Raw genomic sequence first — 14153 nt, 5'->3', positions numbered from 1 at the left:
CGGTCGAGGGGGTCGTCAGTGCCTCATGATGACGGCGACCTTACCGGGTGCGCCCGCACGGGCGCACCCGGGTTTCAGCGCCAGCCGTAGCGCGACCGCAGCTCGTCCGCGACCCGGTCGAACCGCGCCCGGTCCAGCACCGCACCCTCCCGGCGGATGCCGTGCTCCTCGACCTCCAGCACCCGGTCGAGCCGGATGTAGGAGTCGCGGCCCTCGCGGTCCCAGGCGCCGGAGCCGATCCCGACCCAGTCCGGGTCGTGGGCCCGCTTGTCCTGGCTGGACAGCATCAGCCCGAGCAGCTCGCCACCCGAGCGCCCGACGACGAGCAGCGGCCGGTCCTTGCCCTGGCTCGCGTCCTCCTCGTAGGGCACCCAGGTCCAGACGATCTCGCCGGGGTCCGCGGCGCCGTCGGGCTCGGGGGCGTAGGCGACCTCCCGGGCGCGGTCGCCGGTGGGCGCGGTGCGCACCCGCCCGGCCGTCGGCGGCGGGCCGGGCCGGGCGCCGCCGTCGTGGCCGCGCCGCGGGGCCTGTCCGTCCTTCTTCGAGTCCTTCAGGAACTGCACCGCCAGATCCGCGGCCTTGCGCAGCACCGAGCCCCAGTTGATCGCCATGCCGCCAAGCCTGCCGCACGTGCGGCACGTCACGACCACCGGGCGCGCATGAACGGTTCCGCATACGGGAAGTCCGGGGGCATGAAGGCGACTCTGATCCACGGCACGCACGACATCCGGGTCTCGTCCGACGTACCGGACCCGGTCATCCGTGACGACACCGATGCGATCGTGCGCGTGCTGCGCTCGTGCATCTGCGGCAGCGACCTGTGGCCGTACAACTCGGCCGACGACAACCCGCAGGGCGACCGGATCGGCCACGAGTTCCTCGGCGTGATCGAGGAGGTCGGGTCCGGGGTGCGGAACCGCACGGCGGGCCAGCTCGTCGTCGCACCGTTCGTCTGGGCCGACAACACCTGCGACTTCTGCGCGCAGGGGCTGCAGACCTCGTGCCGGCACGGCGGCGGCTGGGGCTCCGACGGCACCGACGGCGGCCAGGGCGAGGCGGTGCGCGTCCCGTTCGCCGACGGCACCCTGGTCCCGATGCCGGGCGAGCCGGACGACGCGCTGCTCGCGTCGATGCTCACCCTGTCCGACGTGTTCTCCACCGGCCACCACGCCGCGGTCTCGGCGCGGGTGCGCCGCGGGGACACCGTGGCCGTCGTCGGCGACGGCGCGGTCGGGCTGTGCGCGGTGCTCGCGGCGAAGCGCCTCGGCGCCGAGCGGATCATCCTGCTCGGCAGGCACACCGACCGCACCGACCTGGGCCGCGAGTTCGGCGCCACCGACGTCGTGGCCGAGCGCGGCGACGAGGCGGTCGAGAAGGTGCGCGAGCTGACCGGCGGCGACGGCGTGGACGCCGCGCTGGAGTGCGTCGGCTACGTGGAGGCGATCCGCACCGCCATCGACGTGACGAAGGACGGCAGGCTGGTCGGCCGCGTCGGCGTCTCGCAGTACTCCGACATCCCGCTCGGCGTCGGCGAGTTCATGCGCAACGTCGGCGTGCACGGTGGCGTCGCCCCGGCGCGCGCCTACATCGAGGAGTTGCTGCCCGACGTGCTGGAGGGCCGTATCCAGCCCGGACGGGTCTTCGACCGCACCATCGGCCTCGACGAGGTCCCCGACGGCTACCGCGCGATGAACGACCGCGAGGCGCTGAAGGTCCTGATCAAGCGCTGACCCGCGCGGACACCGGCGCGGCCCCCGCCACCGCGGGGGCCGCGCGCGGCGGCGGGTCAGGGCGAGGTGCGCTCGCCGTGCCGGCTGCACCGGGCCGTCCAGCCGACCGGGTGGACCTGCACCACCATCCGCCGTGCGCAGTCCGGGCAGAACCGCGGCGGCTCCAGCTCGCGCCGCGCCGCGCACCGGTCGTGCCCGGCCGCGGAGTCCGGCGACCCGCACTGGTCGCAGTACCGGCCCCCGTCCTCGCGGGTCGGCGTGCCCACCGGCGCCGTCACAGCGTCTCGTTGAGGGCCTTGATCGGCATCTCCAGCTCGCCGAGCAGGTCGATGTCGGACTCGGCGGGACGCCCCAGCGTCGTCAGGTAGTTCCCGACGATCACCGCGTTGATCCCGCCGAGCAGGCCCTTGCGGGCGCCCAGGTCGCCGAGGGTGATCTCGCGGCCACCGGCGAAGCGCAGGATCGTGCGCGGCAGCGCCAGGCGGAACGCGGCGACGGTGCGCAGCGCGTCCGGCCCGGACATCGGCTCCAGGTCCCCGAACGGGGTGCCCGGGCGCGGGTTGAGGAAGTTCAGCGGCACCTCGTCGGGCTCCAGCTCGGCGAGCTGCCCGGCGAACTCGGCGCGCTGGTCCAGGGTCTCCCCCATCCCGACGATGCCGCCGCAGCACACCTCCATGCCGGCCTCACGGACCATGCGCAGGGTGCCCCAGCGCTCCTCCCAGGTGTGGGTGGTGACCACGTTCGGGAAGTGGCTGCGGGCGGTCTCGAGGTTGTGGTTGTAGCGGTGCACGCCCATCGCGGCGAGCTCGCCGACCTGCTCGGCCGTGAGCATCCCCAGCGAGCAGGCGATGTTGATGTCGACCTCGTCCCGGATCGCCGCGATGCCGGCGGCGACCTGGGACATGAGCCGCTCGTCGGGCCCGCGGACGGCGGCGACGATGCAGAACTCGGTGGCCCCGGTCTTCGCGGTCTGTTTGGCGGCCTCGACGAGCATCGGGATGTCCAGCCAGGCCGAGCGCACCGGCGACGCGAACAGGCCCGACTGGGAGCAGAAGTGACAGTCCTCCGGGCATCCGCCGGTCTTGAGCGAGATGATCCCCTCGACCTCGACGTCCGGCCCGCACCAGCGCATCCGCACCTCGTGGGCCAGCTCGAGCAGGTCGTCGAGACGGTCGTCGGGCAGGTCGAGCACCTCGCGCACCTGGGTGACGGTGAGGCCGCGACCCTGGTCGAGGACCTGGTCGCGCGCGACGGTGAGGACGTCGGTCCGGGCGGTCGTCATGCCCGTGGATCCTGCCAGTCACCCGGCTGGATCGGACCCAGTGTGTCCCGGGCCACCGCGGCGAAACGGTCCGGCGTCACCCGTCCGAGGCCCTCGGGCAGCAGGCCCCGGACCAGCACCCGGGTGATCATCGGCAGGTCCTGGAGGTTGCAGCGCTCGGCCAGGTCCGGCTCCGCCGGCCAGGATCCGATCACGATCCCCGCGCAGGTCAGGCCGCGCACCCGGAGCGCCTCGACGGTGAGCGCGGTGTGGTTGAGCGTGCCGAGCCCGGCCGCCGCGACCACCACGACCGGTGCGCCGAGCAGCCGGGCGACGTCGGCGAGGGTGCCGCCCTCGTCGGTGAACCGGACCAGCAGCCCACCCGCACCTTCGACGAGGACGAGGTCGTGGTGGTCGGCCAGCGTCCGCGCGGTCGCCGCGGCCTGCTCCGGGGTCACCGGGCGCGCCCCGCAGCGCCGGGCCGCGGTCGCCGGGGCCAGCGGGTCGGGGTAGCGGGCCAGCTCCCGGGTGGTGACCTCGGGGACGAGGCGGGCGACCTCGTCGACGTCGCCGGGGTCGTCCGGGCCGACCCCGGTCTGGGCGGGCTTGAGCACCGCCACCCGCTCCCCCGCCGCGACCGCGACGGCGGCCAGCGCGGCGGTGGCGACGGTCTTGCCGACCCCGGTGCCGGTGCCGGTGACGACCACGAACCGCCCGGTCACGCCCGGGCCCCCGTCCGGGCGTCGGCGAGCACCTCGGCGAGCACGCCGGTCGCGAACGACAGCTGCGCCCCGGTCAGCCCGGCACGGGCGGTGAGCCGGAGCCGGGAGGTGCCCGGCGGGACCGACGGCGGCCGGAAGCAGCCCACCCGCAGACCGCGCCGCAGGCAGGCGGCGGCCGCGGCGACCGCGGGGCCGGGCTCGCCCAGCACCACCGGGACGACCGCGGACACCGGCACCGCCGCGTCGCAGGCGGCGGCGAGCGCACCGGCGACCCGCAGCACGTCCGCGGCCCGCTCGGGCTCGGAGGCGAGCACCCGCAGCGCGGCCAGCGCCGCGCCCGTCGCGGCGGGGGCGAGGCCGGTGTCGAAGATGAACGGGCGCGCGGAGTCGACCAGGTGCGCGGTGACCGCGGCCGGGCCGAGCACCGCACCGCCCTGGCTGCCGAGCGCCTTGGACAGGGTCACGGTGGCGACGACGTCGTCCGCCCCGGCCAGCCCGGTCTCGGCGAGCAGGCCGCGCCCGCCCGGACCGCGTACGCCGAGCCCGTGGGCCTCGTCGGCGAGCAGCACCGCGCCGCGGGCCCGGCAGACCCGGTGCAGCGCGGCGAGCGGGGCGAGGTCGCCGTCGGCGGAGCCGACCGAGTCGGTGACGACGAGCGCGCGGGTCTCGGTGCGGGCGGCCAGCGCGGCGTCGACGGCGTCGACGTCGGCGTGCGGCACGACGACCACCCGGGCCCGGGAGAGCCGGCAGGCGTCGACCAGGGAGGCGTGCGCGGCGGCGTCGGACACGATCAGCGCGCCGGGTCCGGTGAGCGCGGTGACCACCCCGAGGTTGGCGGTGTAGCCGGAGGAGAACACCAGGGCGTCGTCGTGGCCGCAGAACGCGGCGAGCTCGGCCTCCAGCTCGGCGTGCAGCGCGGTCGAGCCGGTGACCAGCCGTGACCCGGTGGCGCCCGCGCCCCAGGTGCGCAGCGCCGCGGTCGCCCCGGCGACGACCCGCGGGTCGGTCGAGAGCCCGAGGTAGTCGTTGCCGGCGAGGTCGAGCGCGGGCCCGCCCGCGGGACCGGCCGGACGCGGGGACAGCCTGCGGCGCAGACCGGCCTCGGTTCGGGCGCGGGCGTGGGTGTCGAGCCAGGCCAGCGGGCGGGGTCCGGGCGGCGTCGGGTCGGGGCCGGTCACGCCCACACCCTAGGCACGACGGAGCCCCGCCCACCCTGGGGTGTGCGGGGCTCCGGGGGTCGTGCGGACGCCGGGTCAGGCCTGCGGCGCCTCGCCCTGCTGCTTCTCCTGCTCGGCGACGGCGGCACGGACCTCGTCCATGTCGACCGCCTTCACCTGACCGATGAGGTCCTCGAGGGCCTCGGCGGGCAGCGCGCCCGGCTCGGAGTAGAGCACCACGCCGTCGCGGACGGCCATCACGGTCGGGATCGAGGAGATCCCGAACGCGCCGGCCAGCGCCTGCTGGGCCTCGGTGTCGACCTTGCCGAAGGTCACGTCCTGGTGCTTCTCGGAGGCGGCGTCGTAGACGGGGGCGAACTGGGTGCACGGCCCGCACCAGGACGCCCAGAAGTCGATGAGCACGGTCGTCCCGGGCGCACCCACGACGTCGTCGAAGTTGTCGGTGGTCAGTTCCACGGTGGCCATACGGTCCCCAACGACGTCGTGGGTGCGGATTGTTCCCGGATGCGCGGGCTCAGACCTTCAGCAGCCGGCGGGCGGCGGCGGTGGCCCCGTGCCCGTGTCCGGCGGCGATCCGGTCGAGGTCCGAGCCCCCGGCGCCGAGGTCGGCGCGGGGCTCGACGAACCGGCCCGCGGCCTCGTCGAGGACGAGCACACGGGCGCTGCGGATGTCGTAGAACAGGCCCAGCACCTCGGCGCCGGAGTCCTGCGCCCGCAGCATCTCCAGCTGCATCGCGACGTTCACCATCGCCAGCTGGTCGGCCTCGCCGAATCCGTCCCGCGCGGCGGCGACGGCGACCGGGTGACCGTTCTCGTAGGCGCGCAGCACCGGCCGCGCCTCGCGCAGCCACTGGCCGAGCGCGGAGTCCCCGCTCGCGCCGCCGGCGAGCAGCCCCTGCATCGCGCCGCAGCCGGAGTGGCCGCAGACGGCGACGATCGGGACGTCGAGGGTGCCGGTCGCGAACTCGACGGCGGCCGCGGTGCCGGGCCCGACGACGAGGTTGCCGACGTTCTGCACGGTGAACACGTCGCCCGGGCCGCTGTGGGTGATGACGTGCGGCAGCACCCGGGAGTCCGCGCAGGTGATCATCATCGCGGACGGGGACTGCCCGTCGGCGAGCCCGGTCATGGTCGGGAGGATCGCCTCGGAGGTGTTGTCGTGGTACGCGGCGACGCCCGCCATCAGCGTCCCCGACGCACGCCCCTCGGTCTCCCTGCCCTGCCACTCGCCCCAGGTCAGGAAGCCGGCGCCGGGCGCGGTGGCGCGGCGGGCCTGCTCGGGCTCGATCACGGTCACGGTGGCGCCGGTGCCCTCGTGGCGGGCCTTCCAGGCGAGCAGGTGGTCGTAGGCGGCGTGGTCGAGGTAGTCGGTGACCAGCCGGACGGTGACGTCGCAGCCGCGCGGGACGGAGTTCAGCTCGCGGGACAGCCGCGGCACGGCCAGGAAGCTCAGCGAGCCCTCGACGACGAGCTCGCAGCTGCCGTCGTCGGCCTGCTCCAGGTGCGGGCGGGACCGGACGGCGCGCCAGAGCAGCATCAGCCCGGCCAGGACCAGCCCGAGGACGACGCCCTCGAGCAGGTTCAGGAACACGACGCCGAGCAGGGTGGCGGCGTAGATGACCAGCTCACCGTGCTGCCGCGCGGTGCGGATCTCGGCCGGCTTGACCAGCCCGACACCCATCATGACCAGCAGACCGGCCAGCGCGGCCATCGGGATGAGCTCGATGACGCCGATCAGCACGATCGCGAACAACGCGATCCAGACGCCGTGCAGCACCGCCGACGCGCGGGTCTCGGCACCGGCCTTGACGTTCGCGGCGGACCGGACGATCACGCCGGTGATGGGCAGGCCGCCGATCATGCCGGAGACGGTGTTGGCCGCACCCTGGCCGAGCAGCTCGCGGTCGGTGTCGGTGCGGGTCCCGGGCCTCATGCGCTCCACCGCGACGGCGGACAGCAGCGACTCGACGCTCGCGATCAGCGCGATGGTCAGCATGCCGAACAGCACGCCGCCCCAGTTCGACTCCGGCAGCGCGGGCAGCGACAGCGCGTCCAGGAGCGAGCCCCCCAGCTGCACCCGGACGACGTCGGCGAAGGCGAGGGAGACGACGGTGGCCGTGACGATCGCGACCAGCGCGGCCGGGACGACGGTCACCTTCGCGGGCAGCCGGTTCCAGGTCAGCATGATCGCGATGACGATGCCGCCGAGGAGCAGCGCGGGCCAGGACAGGTTCGCGATCGCGCCGGGCAGCGCGGCGATCGAGTTGACGCCACCGGTCTGCGCCTGACCACCGAACACGACGTTCAGCTGGCCGAGGGCGATGGTGGCGCCGATGCCCGCGAGCATGCCGTGCACGACGGCGGGCGGGATGGCCTGGGCGAACCGGGACAGCCGGGTCAGCCCGAAGACGATCTGCAGGACACCGGCGCCCGCGGTGATCAGCGTGGTGACCTGCCAGCCGAAGGTGTTGACCAGCTCGGCGACGATGACGGTCAGACCGGCGGCGGGGCCGGAGACCTGGAGCTTGGAGCCGCCGAGCAGACCGGCGACGACGGCACCGACGACGGCGGCGATGAGGCCGGCCAGGATCGGGGCGCCGGAGGCGACGGCGATGCCCAGCGACAGGGGCACCGCCACGAGGAACACGACGATCGAGGCGGAGAAGTCCGCCCGGGCGTGCGGGAACGTGCGGCCGAACCAGGAGCCGCCCGGCGGCGAGTGCTCACCGCGGCCGGACTCGGCCGGGGCGTGCTCGTGGTCCTGCACGCGGTGTTCGGAGTTACTCGTGGGGCTGGTGGTGCTGGAGTGACTGTGCGTGGGCACCGGATCCTCCGTATCGGTCCGTGGGGGGCGCCGGACCGCGACGGTGCGGTCGACAGGGGCGGGTCGCGCGATGCGCGACCGGCGGAGCGGGTGCGGCCGACCGGACGAATGCGACCGGCCGACACCGTTTCACCCCGACCACGGAAACGGATCATGATGAGAACGCTTCTCATCGTTTCGGACGTCCACGACGAAACGCCCGGTCAGCGCCGTACACCTCTGCGTAACGTGAGGTGGAACACACCGAAGTCCACCGGATCGGTGGTCCGGATCACGAACTCAGCGCTGATCCCGCTGCCCGGCAAGGGCTGCGGCCCGCATCCCGGCGGTGATCAGCGCCACGTCGTCGCGGGTGCTGACGAACGGTGGCATCGCGTAGACGAGGTTGCGGAAGGGCCGTAGCCAGACCCCGGCGAGCACCGCGGCGGCGGTCGCGGCGGCGACGTCGACCTCCTCGGCCATCTCGACGACACCGATCGCGCCCAGGATCCGGACCTCCCGCACGCCCGGCAGCGACCGGGCGGGGGCCAGCCCGGCGCGCAGCCCGGCGGCGACGTCCTTCACCTCGCGCCGCCAGTCGCGTTCGAGCAGCAGCGACACCGAGGCGTGGGCGACGGCGGCGGCGAGCGGGTTGCCCATGAACGTCGGCCCGTGCATGAGCACCCCGGCCTCGCCGTCGGTGATGCCGCGGGCCACCCGGGTGCTGCACAGGGTCGCGGCCATCGTCAGGTAGCCGCCGGTCAGCGCCTTGCCGACGCACATCACGTCCGGGGCGACGGCGGCGTGGTCGGCGGCGAACAGCTCGCCGGTGCGGCCGAAGCCGGTGGCGATCTCGTCGAACACGAGCAGCACGTCGTGGGCGTGGCACAGCTCGCGCAGCACGTGCAGGTAGCGGGGGTCGTGGAAGCGCATCCCCCCGGCGCCCTGCACCACCGGCTCGACGACCACCGCGGCCAGCTCGTCGGCGTGGGTCTCGACGAGCTCGGCGAGGTGGGCGACGTAGTCGTGGGTGAAGTCCTCGGGCGGGGCGTCGGCGAACACCTGCTGCGGGAGGACGTCGGACCAGAGCGAGTGCATGCCGCCGTCGGGGTCGCAGACGCTCATCGCGCCGAAGGTGTCGCCGTGGTAGCCGCGCCGCCACGTCATCAGCCGGTGCTTGCCGGGGCGGCCGCGGGACCGCCAGTACTGCAGGCACATCTTGATGGCGACCTCGACCGACACCGATCCGGAGTCGGCCAGGAACACGTGCTCCAGCCCCTCCGGGCTGACGTCCACGAGCAGCCGGGCCAGGTCGACGGCCGGGCCGTGGGTCAGACCGCCGAACATCACGTGGCTCATCCGGCCGAGCTGGTCGCGCACCGCCGCGTCGAGCCGCGGGTGGCGGTAGCCGTGGATGGCCGACCACCACGACGACATCCCGTCGACGAGCTCACGGCCGTCGGGCAGCCTCAGCCGCACCCCCTGCGCGGACTCCACGACGATCGGCGCCCGGGTCGCCGGCATCGGCGCGTAGGGGTGCCAGACGTGGTCCCGGTCGGTGGCGAGCAGTGCCCCCGTGTCGAGCGGGGATCCGGAGAGGGTCGGGTCCGGGACACGCCCGGGGCCTGCGGTGGTCACGGACGCCCACGCTAGTGCCGACCCTCTACGCTGGCCCGACCATGGCCACGCCCGACTCCGTGTACGAGCCGGAGGGGCCCGACGGGTCGGCCCTGCGCCGTCGCGAGCTCGGGCAGACCTCCGCACGATCGTTGCTGCTCACCGTGCTGGGCGAGTTCGTCCTCCCGGCCGGGGAACCGGTCTGGACCCGGGCCCTGCTCGACGTGCTGGGCGCGCTCGGGGTGGAGGCCAAGTCGGCCCGCCAGGCGCTGGCCCGCACCGCGGGCGAGGGCCTGCTGACCTCCGACCGCGACGGCCGCCGGGTCCGCTGGTCGCTCACCCCCGCCGGGTCGGAGCTGCTGTCCGACGGCGCCGCCCGCATCTACGGCTTCGGCCGTCCGACGACCGGCTGGGACGGCCGCTGGCTGGTCCTGCTCGCCTCGGTCCCGGAGTCGCGCCGACGCCTGCGCCACCGGCTGCGCACCCGGCTGGCCTGGGCCGGGCTGGGCTCCCCCGCCCCCGGGGTGTGGGTCAGCCCCGACCCCGGCAAGGAGGCCCGCGTCGCGGCGGTGCTCGACGAGCTCGACCTCGCCGGGTCCGGGTACTCCTTCGTCGGGCACTACGGCGGCATCGGCCGCGCCGACGACATCGTGGCCCAGGCCTGGGACCTCGACGTCGTGGAACGGGCCTACTCGGAGTTCCTCGACGAGTTCGGCCCCCACCTCGACGCGGTCTCCGCCGCGTCCTGCGCGGCCGCCGCCACCTCGGCCCCGGGCGCCGCCGGGCCCGCCACCGACGACGGCGGCGACGGCGACGGCGACGTCCTGGCCCGCCAGGTCCGCCTGGTCCACGCCTGGCGACGGTTCCCGTTCCTGGACCCCGAGCTGCCCGCCGAGCTGCTGCCCGAGCAGTGGGCCGGGTCCCGCGCGGCGGAGCTGTTCACCACGCTGCACGAGCGCTGGAACGCCCCCGCCCGCGCCGCCTGGGCCGACCTGGCCCGCCGGGCCTGAGCCCTGCCCACCGCGACACCCCGCCGCACCCGGGCCGCCCGTCGCGCGCCGGCGGCACGGACCGGTCGGCGCCGCACCCACACCCGTGGCCCGGTGTCCGCACCCGTGGCACGGGTGTGGACGCCCGGGGAGGGGTGTGGGCGGTCAGCCGCCGAGGCAGCCGGGGCCGAGCAGGGCCTTCAGGTCCCCCATCAGCGCCGAGGTGTGCATGACCTTGAGCGAGTCGTCCAGCCGCAAGGCGGTCATCTTGGTGCCGTAGACCAGGGTCAGGTGCACCTCGGAGGTACCGGGGTGGTGGGTCAGCACCTCCTTGAGCTTCGCGACGCGCTCGGGGGTGCACTGGTCGGTGCGCAGGCTGACCCGGATCGGCAGCCCGGCCTCGCCGGTGGCCAGCTCGGGCACCGCGAGGTCGTTCGCGATCAGCGAGACGCGGTCGTCGCGCTTGTTGACCCGCGCCTTGACCAGCACGATCGCGTCCTCGGCGACGTCGACGCCGACCACCTGGTACGCCCGCGGGAAGAACAGCACCTCGATGCCGCCGGCGAGGTCCTCGATCTGCGCCGACGCCCACGGCTCGCCGTTCTTGTTCACCCGGCGGTTGACGTTGGCGAGGATGCCGCCGACCGTGACCTGCGCACCCTCGGCGACCGAGCCCTCGACGATGTCGGCGATCGAGGTGTCGGACTTCGCGGCGAGCGCCTGCTCGAGGCCCTGCAACGGGTGCCCGGACACGTAGAGGCCGAGCATCTCCCGCTCGACGGCGAGCTTGTGCTTGGTGTCCCACTCCTCGTCGGGCACCTTCACGTCGAAGATGCCACCGAGACCGCCGTCGTCGCCCTCGCCCGGCCCGTCCAGCGAGCCGAACAGGTCGAACTGGCCCATCGAGGCGGCCTTCTTGGTGCTCATCACCGCGTCGATGGCGTCGGCGTGCACGAGCAGCAGGCCCTTGCGGGAGTGGCCGAGCGAGTCGAACGCGCCCGCCTTGATCAGCGACTCGACGACCTTCTTGTTGCAGACGACCGCGTCGACCTTGCGCAGGAAGTCGGAGAAGTCGACGAAGTTCCCCTTCTCCCGCCGCGCGGCGACGATCGCGTCGACGACGTTGTGCCCGACGTTGCGGATGCCGCCGAGGCCGAAGCGGATGTCGTCGCCGACCGGGGCGAAGTTGCGCACCGAGTCGTTGACGTCGGGCGGGAGGACCGTGATGCCCATCCGGCGGCACTCCGCCAGGTAGACCGCGGCCTTGTCCTTGTCGTCGCGCACCGAGGTGAGCACGCCGGCCATGTACTCGGCCGGGTAGTTCGCCTTGAGGTAGGCCGTCCAGTACGACACCACGCCGTAGGCGGCGGAGTGGGCGCGGTTGAAGGCGTAGTCGGAGAACGGGAGCAGGATGTCCCAGAGCGTCTTGACCGCGGCCGCGGAGTAGCCGTTGTCCTTCATGCCCTGGGCGAAGCCGGCGTACTCCTTGTCCAGGATCTCCTTCTTCTTCTTGCCCATCGCGCGGCGGAGCAGGTCCGCCTGGCCGAGCGTGTAGCCCGCCAGCACCTGCGCGATGGACATGACCTGTTCCTGGTACACGATCAGGCCGAAGGTCTCACCGAGGACGTCCTTGAGCGGCTCGGCCAGCTCCGGGTGGATCGGCGTGATCTCCTGCCGGCCGTTCTTGCGGTCGGCGTAGTCGTTGTGCGCGTTCGCACCCATCGGGCCCGGGCGGTACAGCGCGCCGACCGCGGAGATGTGCTCGAACTCGCTGGGCGCCATGCGGCGGAGCAGGTCCCGCATCGGGCCGCCGTCGAGCTGGAACACGCCGAGGGTGTCGCCGCGGGAGAGCAGCTCGTAGGTCTTCCGGTCGTCGAGCTCGACCTTGTCCAGGTCGACGGCGGGCTTGCCGTTGAGCTCGATGTTCTCCAGGGCGTCGTCGAGGATGGTGAGGTTGCGCAGCCCCAGGAAGTCCATCTTCAGCAGGCCGATGGTCTCGCAGACGCCCATGTCGAACTGCGTGATGATCGCGCCGTCGGACTCGCGGCGCTGGATCGGGATCACGTCGATCAACGGCGTCGAGGACATGATCACGCCCGCGGCGTGCACACCCCACTGCCGCTTCAGTCCCTCGAGGCCCCGCGCGGTGTCGATGATCTCCTTGACCTGCGGGTCCGCCTCGTAGAGGGCGCGGACCTCGGTCGCCTCGGAGTACCGCTTGTGCGACGGGTCGAAGATGCCCGACAGCGGGATGTCCTTGCCCATCACCGCGGGCGGCATGGCCTTGGAGATGCGGTCGGCGACGGAGTAGCCGGGCTGGCCGTAGAGCACCCGCGCCGAGTCCTTGATCGCGGCCTTCGCCTTGATCGTGGAGTAGGTGATGATCTGCGCGATCCGGTCCTCGCCGTACTTCTCGGTGACGTAGCGGATCATCTCGCCGCGCCGGCGCTCGTCGAAGTCCATGTCGATGTCGGGCATCGAGACGCGGTCGGGGTTGAGGAACCGCTCGAAGATCAGCTTGTGCCGGATCGGGTCGAGGTCGGTGATGCCCAGGACGTAGGCGACCAGCGAGCCCGCCGCCGAGCCACGGCCGGGGCCGCAGCGGATGCCGACGGACTTGGCGTGCTGGATGAGGTCCGCGGTCACCAGGAAGTAGCCGGGGTAGCCCATCTTGATGATGACGCCGACCTCGTAGTTGGCCTGCTGCCGGTACTTCTCGGTGACGCCGTCGGGGAACCGCATGTGCAGTCCCCGCTCGACCTCCTTGATCAGCCAGGACTCCTCGGTCTCCCCCTCGGGGACGGGTGCCTTGGGCTGGAGGTCCTGGCCGGTGGTGAAGTCGATGTTGCAGCGCTCGGCGACGAGCAGCGTGTTGTCGCAGGCCTCGGGGTGGATCGGGTCCCAGAGCTGGCGCATCTCGGCGGCGGACTTGAGGTAGAAGTCCTGCGCGTCGAACTTGAACCGGTTCGGGTCCGCGAGGGTCTTGCCGGTCTGGACGCACAGGAGCACCTCGTGCGCCTTGGTGTCGTCCGGGTAGGTGTAGTGCAGGTCGTTCGTCGCGAGGCCGGGCAGGTCGAGCTTGTCCTTGAGCCGGAACAGGTCCTCCTGGACCCGCTTCTCGATCTCGATGCCGTGGTCCATCAGCTCCAGGAAGAAGTTGTCCTTCCCGAAGATGTCGCGGTAGTCGCTCGCGGCCTGGCAGGCGGCGTCGAAGTCGTGCTGCTGGAGCAGGCGCGCGACCTCGCCGGACGGGCAGCCCGTCGTCGCGATCAGGCCCTTGCCGTACTTCTCCAGCAGCTCGCGGTCCATACGCGGCTTGTAGTAGTAGCCCTCGAGGCTGGCCAGCGAGGAGAGCCGGAAGAGGTTGTGCATCCCCTCCGTGTTCTCCGCGAGCAGCGTCATGTGGGTGTACATGAGGTCGGGGTTGTTCTCGCTGCCGTTGCCCAGCGCGGTGCGCTTGCGCTCGTGCCGCGACCCGGGCGCGAGGTAGCCCTCCATGCCGATGATCGGCTTGACGTCGTGCGCCTTCGCCTTGCGCCAGAACTCGAAGGCGCCGTAGACGTTGCCGTGGTCGGTCATCGCGATGGCCGGCATCTCGTGCTTGGCGGCCTCGGAGAACAGGTCGTCGAGCCGGGCGGCACCGTCCAGCATCGAGAACTCGGTGTGCGTGTGCAGATGGACGAAGGAGCGACTCCCGGATCCGGCACTTCCCATGTGTGTCCCGCGCTCCTCTCCCGCGCCGCTGGGACGGCGCGGACCTCCGCTGGTGCGCACGCCCGTCGGGGCGGACGTGCCGACACCGGGCCGGCGGCGCGGACGGGCAGGGGCATCGGCGCCGGTGCGCGGACCTGGC

General features: G+C 73.3%; 11 protein-coding genes. 2 read left to right on the top strand and 9 right to left on the bottom strand.

The features are described 5' to 3' along the window. Positions 1-74 precede the first annotated feature (74 nt). Positions 75-611 (bottom strand): type II toxin-antitoxin system PemK/MazF family toxin, encoded by a 537-nt coding sequence (locus ZF1_RS11000; RefSeq protein WP_405417935.1) that lies wholly within the window; start codon positions 609-611, stop codon positions 75-77. Positions 612-692: 81 nt separating this feature from the next. On the opposite strand from ZF1_RS11000, the gene ZF1_RS10995 reads away from it, so the two are divergent. Further along, entirely contained in the window at positions 693-1730 is a 1038-nt protein-coding gene (locus tag ZF1_RS10995) for a zinc-dependent alcohol dehydrogenase family protein (RefSeq protein WP_482637190.1), read from the top strand. A gap of 56 nt (positions 1731-1786) precedes the next feature. On the opposite strand, the gene bsaP is transcribed toward ZF1_RS10995, so the two are convergent. From bsaP to ZF1_RS10960, 7 genes are all read right to left on the bottom strand, one after another. Next, positions 1787-2008 carry a biotin synthase auxiliary protein BsaP gene (gene bsaP, locus ZF1_RS10990; protein ID WP_405417936.1) on the bottom strand — a complete coding sequence of 74 codons (222 nt, stop codon included), beginning with the start codon at positions 2006-2008 and terminating at the stop codon, positions 1787-1789. Beyond that, positions 2005-3012 carry a biotin synthase BioB gene (bioB, locus tag ZF1_RS10985; RefSeq protein WP_405417938.1) on the bottom strand — a complete coding sequence of 336 codons (1008 nt, stop codon included), beginning with the start codon at positions 3010-3012 and terminating at the stop codon, positions 2005-2007. The genes bsaP and bioB overlap by 4 nt, the downstream gene beginning before the upstream one ends. Continuing rightward, a complete protein-coding gene (gene bioD / locus ZF1_RS10980) occupies positions 3009-3713 on the bottom strand; it encodes a dethiobiotin synthase (RefSeq protein WP_482637189.1) in 705 nt (234 codons plus the stop codon). Before bioD ends, bioB begins: the two co-directional genes overlap by 4 nt. Then, positions 3710-4891, bottom strand: a complete 1182-nt coding sequence (locus ZF1_RS10975; protein ID WP_482637188.1) for an 8-amino-7-oxononanoate synthase — start codon at positions 4889-4891, stop codon at positions 3710-3712. The genes bioD and ZF1_RS10975 overlap by 4 nt, the downstream gene beginning before the upstream one ends. Positions 4892-4966: 75 nt before the next feature. Beyond that, positions 4967-5356, bottom strand: a complete 390-nt coding sequence (locus ZF1_RS10970; protein ID WP_020623876.1) for a thioredoxin family protein — start codon at positions 5354-5356, stop codon at positions 4967-4969. 49 nt (positions 5357-5405) lie between these two features. Then, the gene (locus ZF1_RS10965; RefSeq protein ID WP_482637187.1) at positions 5406-7715 is read right to left on the bottom strand and encodes a SulP family inorganic anion transporter; all 2310 of its coding nucleotides are present in this window, start codon (positions 7713-7715) and stop codon (positions 5406-5408) included. 279 nt (positions 7716-7994) lie between these two features. After that, entirely contained in the window at positions 7995-9332 is a 1338-nt protein-coding gene (locus ZF1_RS10960) for an adenosylmethionine--8-amino-7-oxononanoate transaminase (protein ID WP_224402893.1), read from the bottom strand. Between the two features lie 41 nt (positions 9333-9373). Between ZF1_RS10960 and ZF1_RS10955 the strand changes: the two genes are divergently transcribed. Next, positions 9374-10321, top strand: a complete 948-nt coding sequence (locus ZF1_RS10955) for a PaaX family transcriptional regulator (RefSeq protein ID WP_482637186.1) — start codon at positions 9374-9376, stop codon at positions 10319-10321. A gap of 144 nt (positions 10322-10465) precedes the next feature. On the opposite strand, the gene dnaE is transcribed toward ZF1_RS10955, so the two are convergent. Beyond that, positions 10466-14014, bottom strand: a complete 3549-nt coding sequence (gene dnaE, locus ZF1_RS10950; protein ID WP_346108998.1) for a DNA polymerase III subunit alpha — start codon at positions 14012-14014, stop codon at positions 10466-10468. Between the last annotated feature and the right edge of the window lie 139 nt (positions 14015-14153).

The organism is Pseudonocardia sp. ZF1 (genome assembly GCF_056835605.1).
This window is presented reverse-complemented; position numbering and strand designations above follow the sequence as displayed.

What these genes read in the sequence shown, in the direction of transcription:
- ZF1_RS11000 (WP_405417935.1), bottom strand. Translation starts at nt 611, where the DNA reads ATGGCGATCAACTGGGGCTCGGTGCTGCGCAAGGCCGCGGATCTGGCG.
- ZF1_RS10995 (WP_482637190.1), top strand. Translation starts at nt 693, where the DNA reads ATGAAGGCGACTCTGATCCACGGCACGCACGACATCCGGGTCTCGTCC.
- bioB (WP_405417938.1), bottom strand. Translation starts at nt 3,012, where the DNA reads ATGACGACCGCCCGGACCGACGTCCTCACCGTCGCGCGCGACCAGGTC.
- ZF1_RS10970 (WP_020623876.1), bottom strand. Translation starts at nt 5,356, where the DNA reads ATGGCCACCGTGGAACTGACCACCGACAACTTCGACGACGTCGTGGGT.
- ZF1_RS10955 (WP_482637186.1), top strand. Translation starts at nt 9,374, where the DNA reads ATGGCCACGCCCGACTCCGTGTACGAGCCGGAGGGGCCCGACGGGTCG.
- dnaE (WP_346108998.1), bottom strand. Translation starts at nt 14,014, where the DNA reads ATGGGAAGTGCCGGATCCGGGAGTCGCTCCTTCGTCCATCTGCACACG.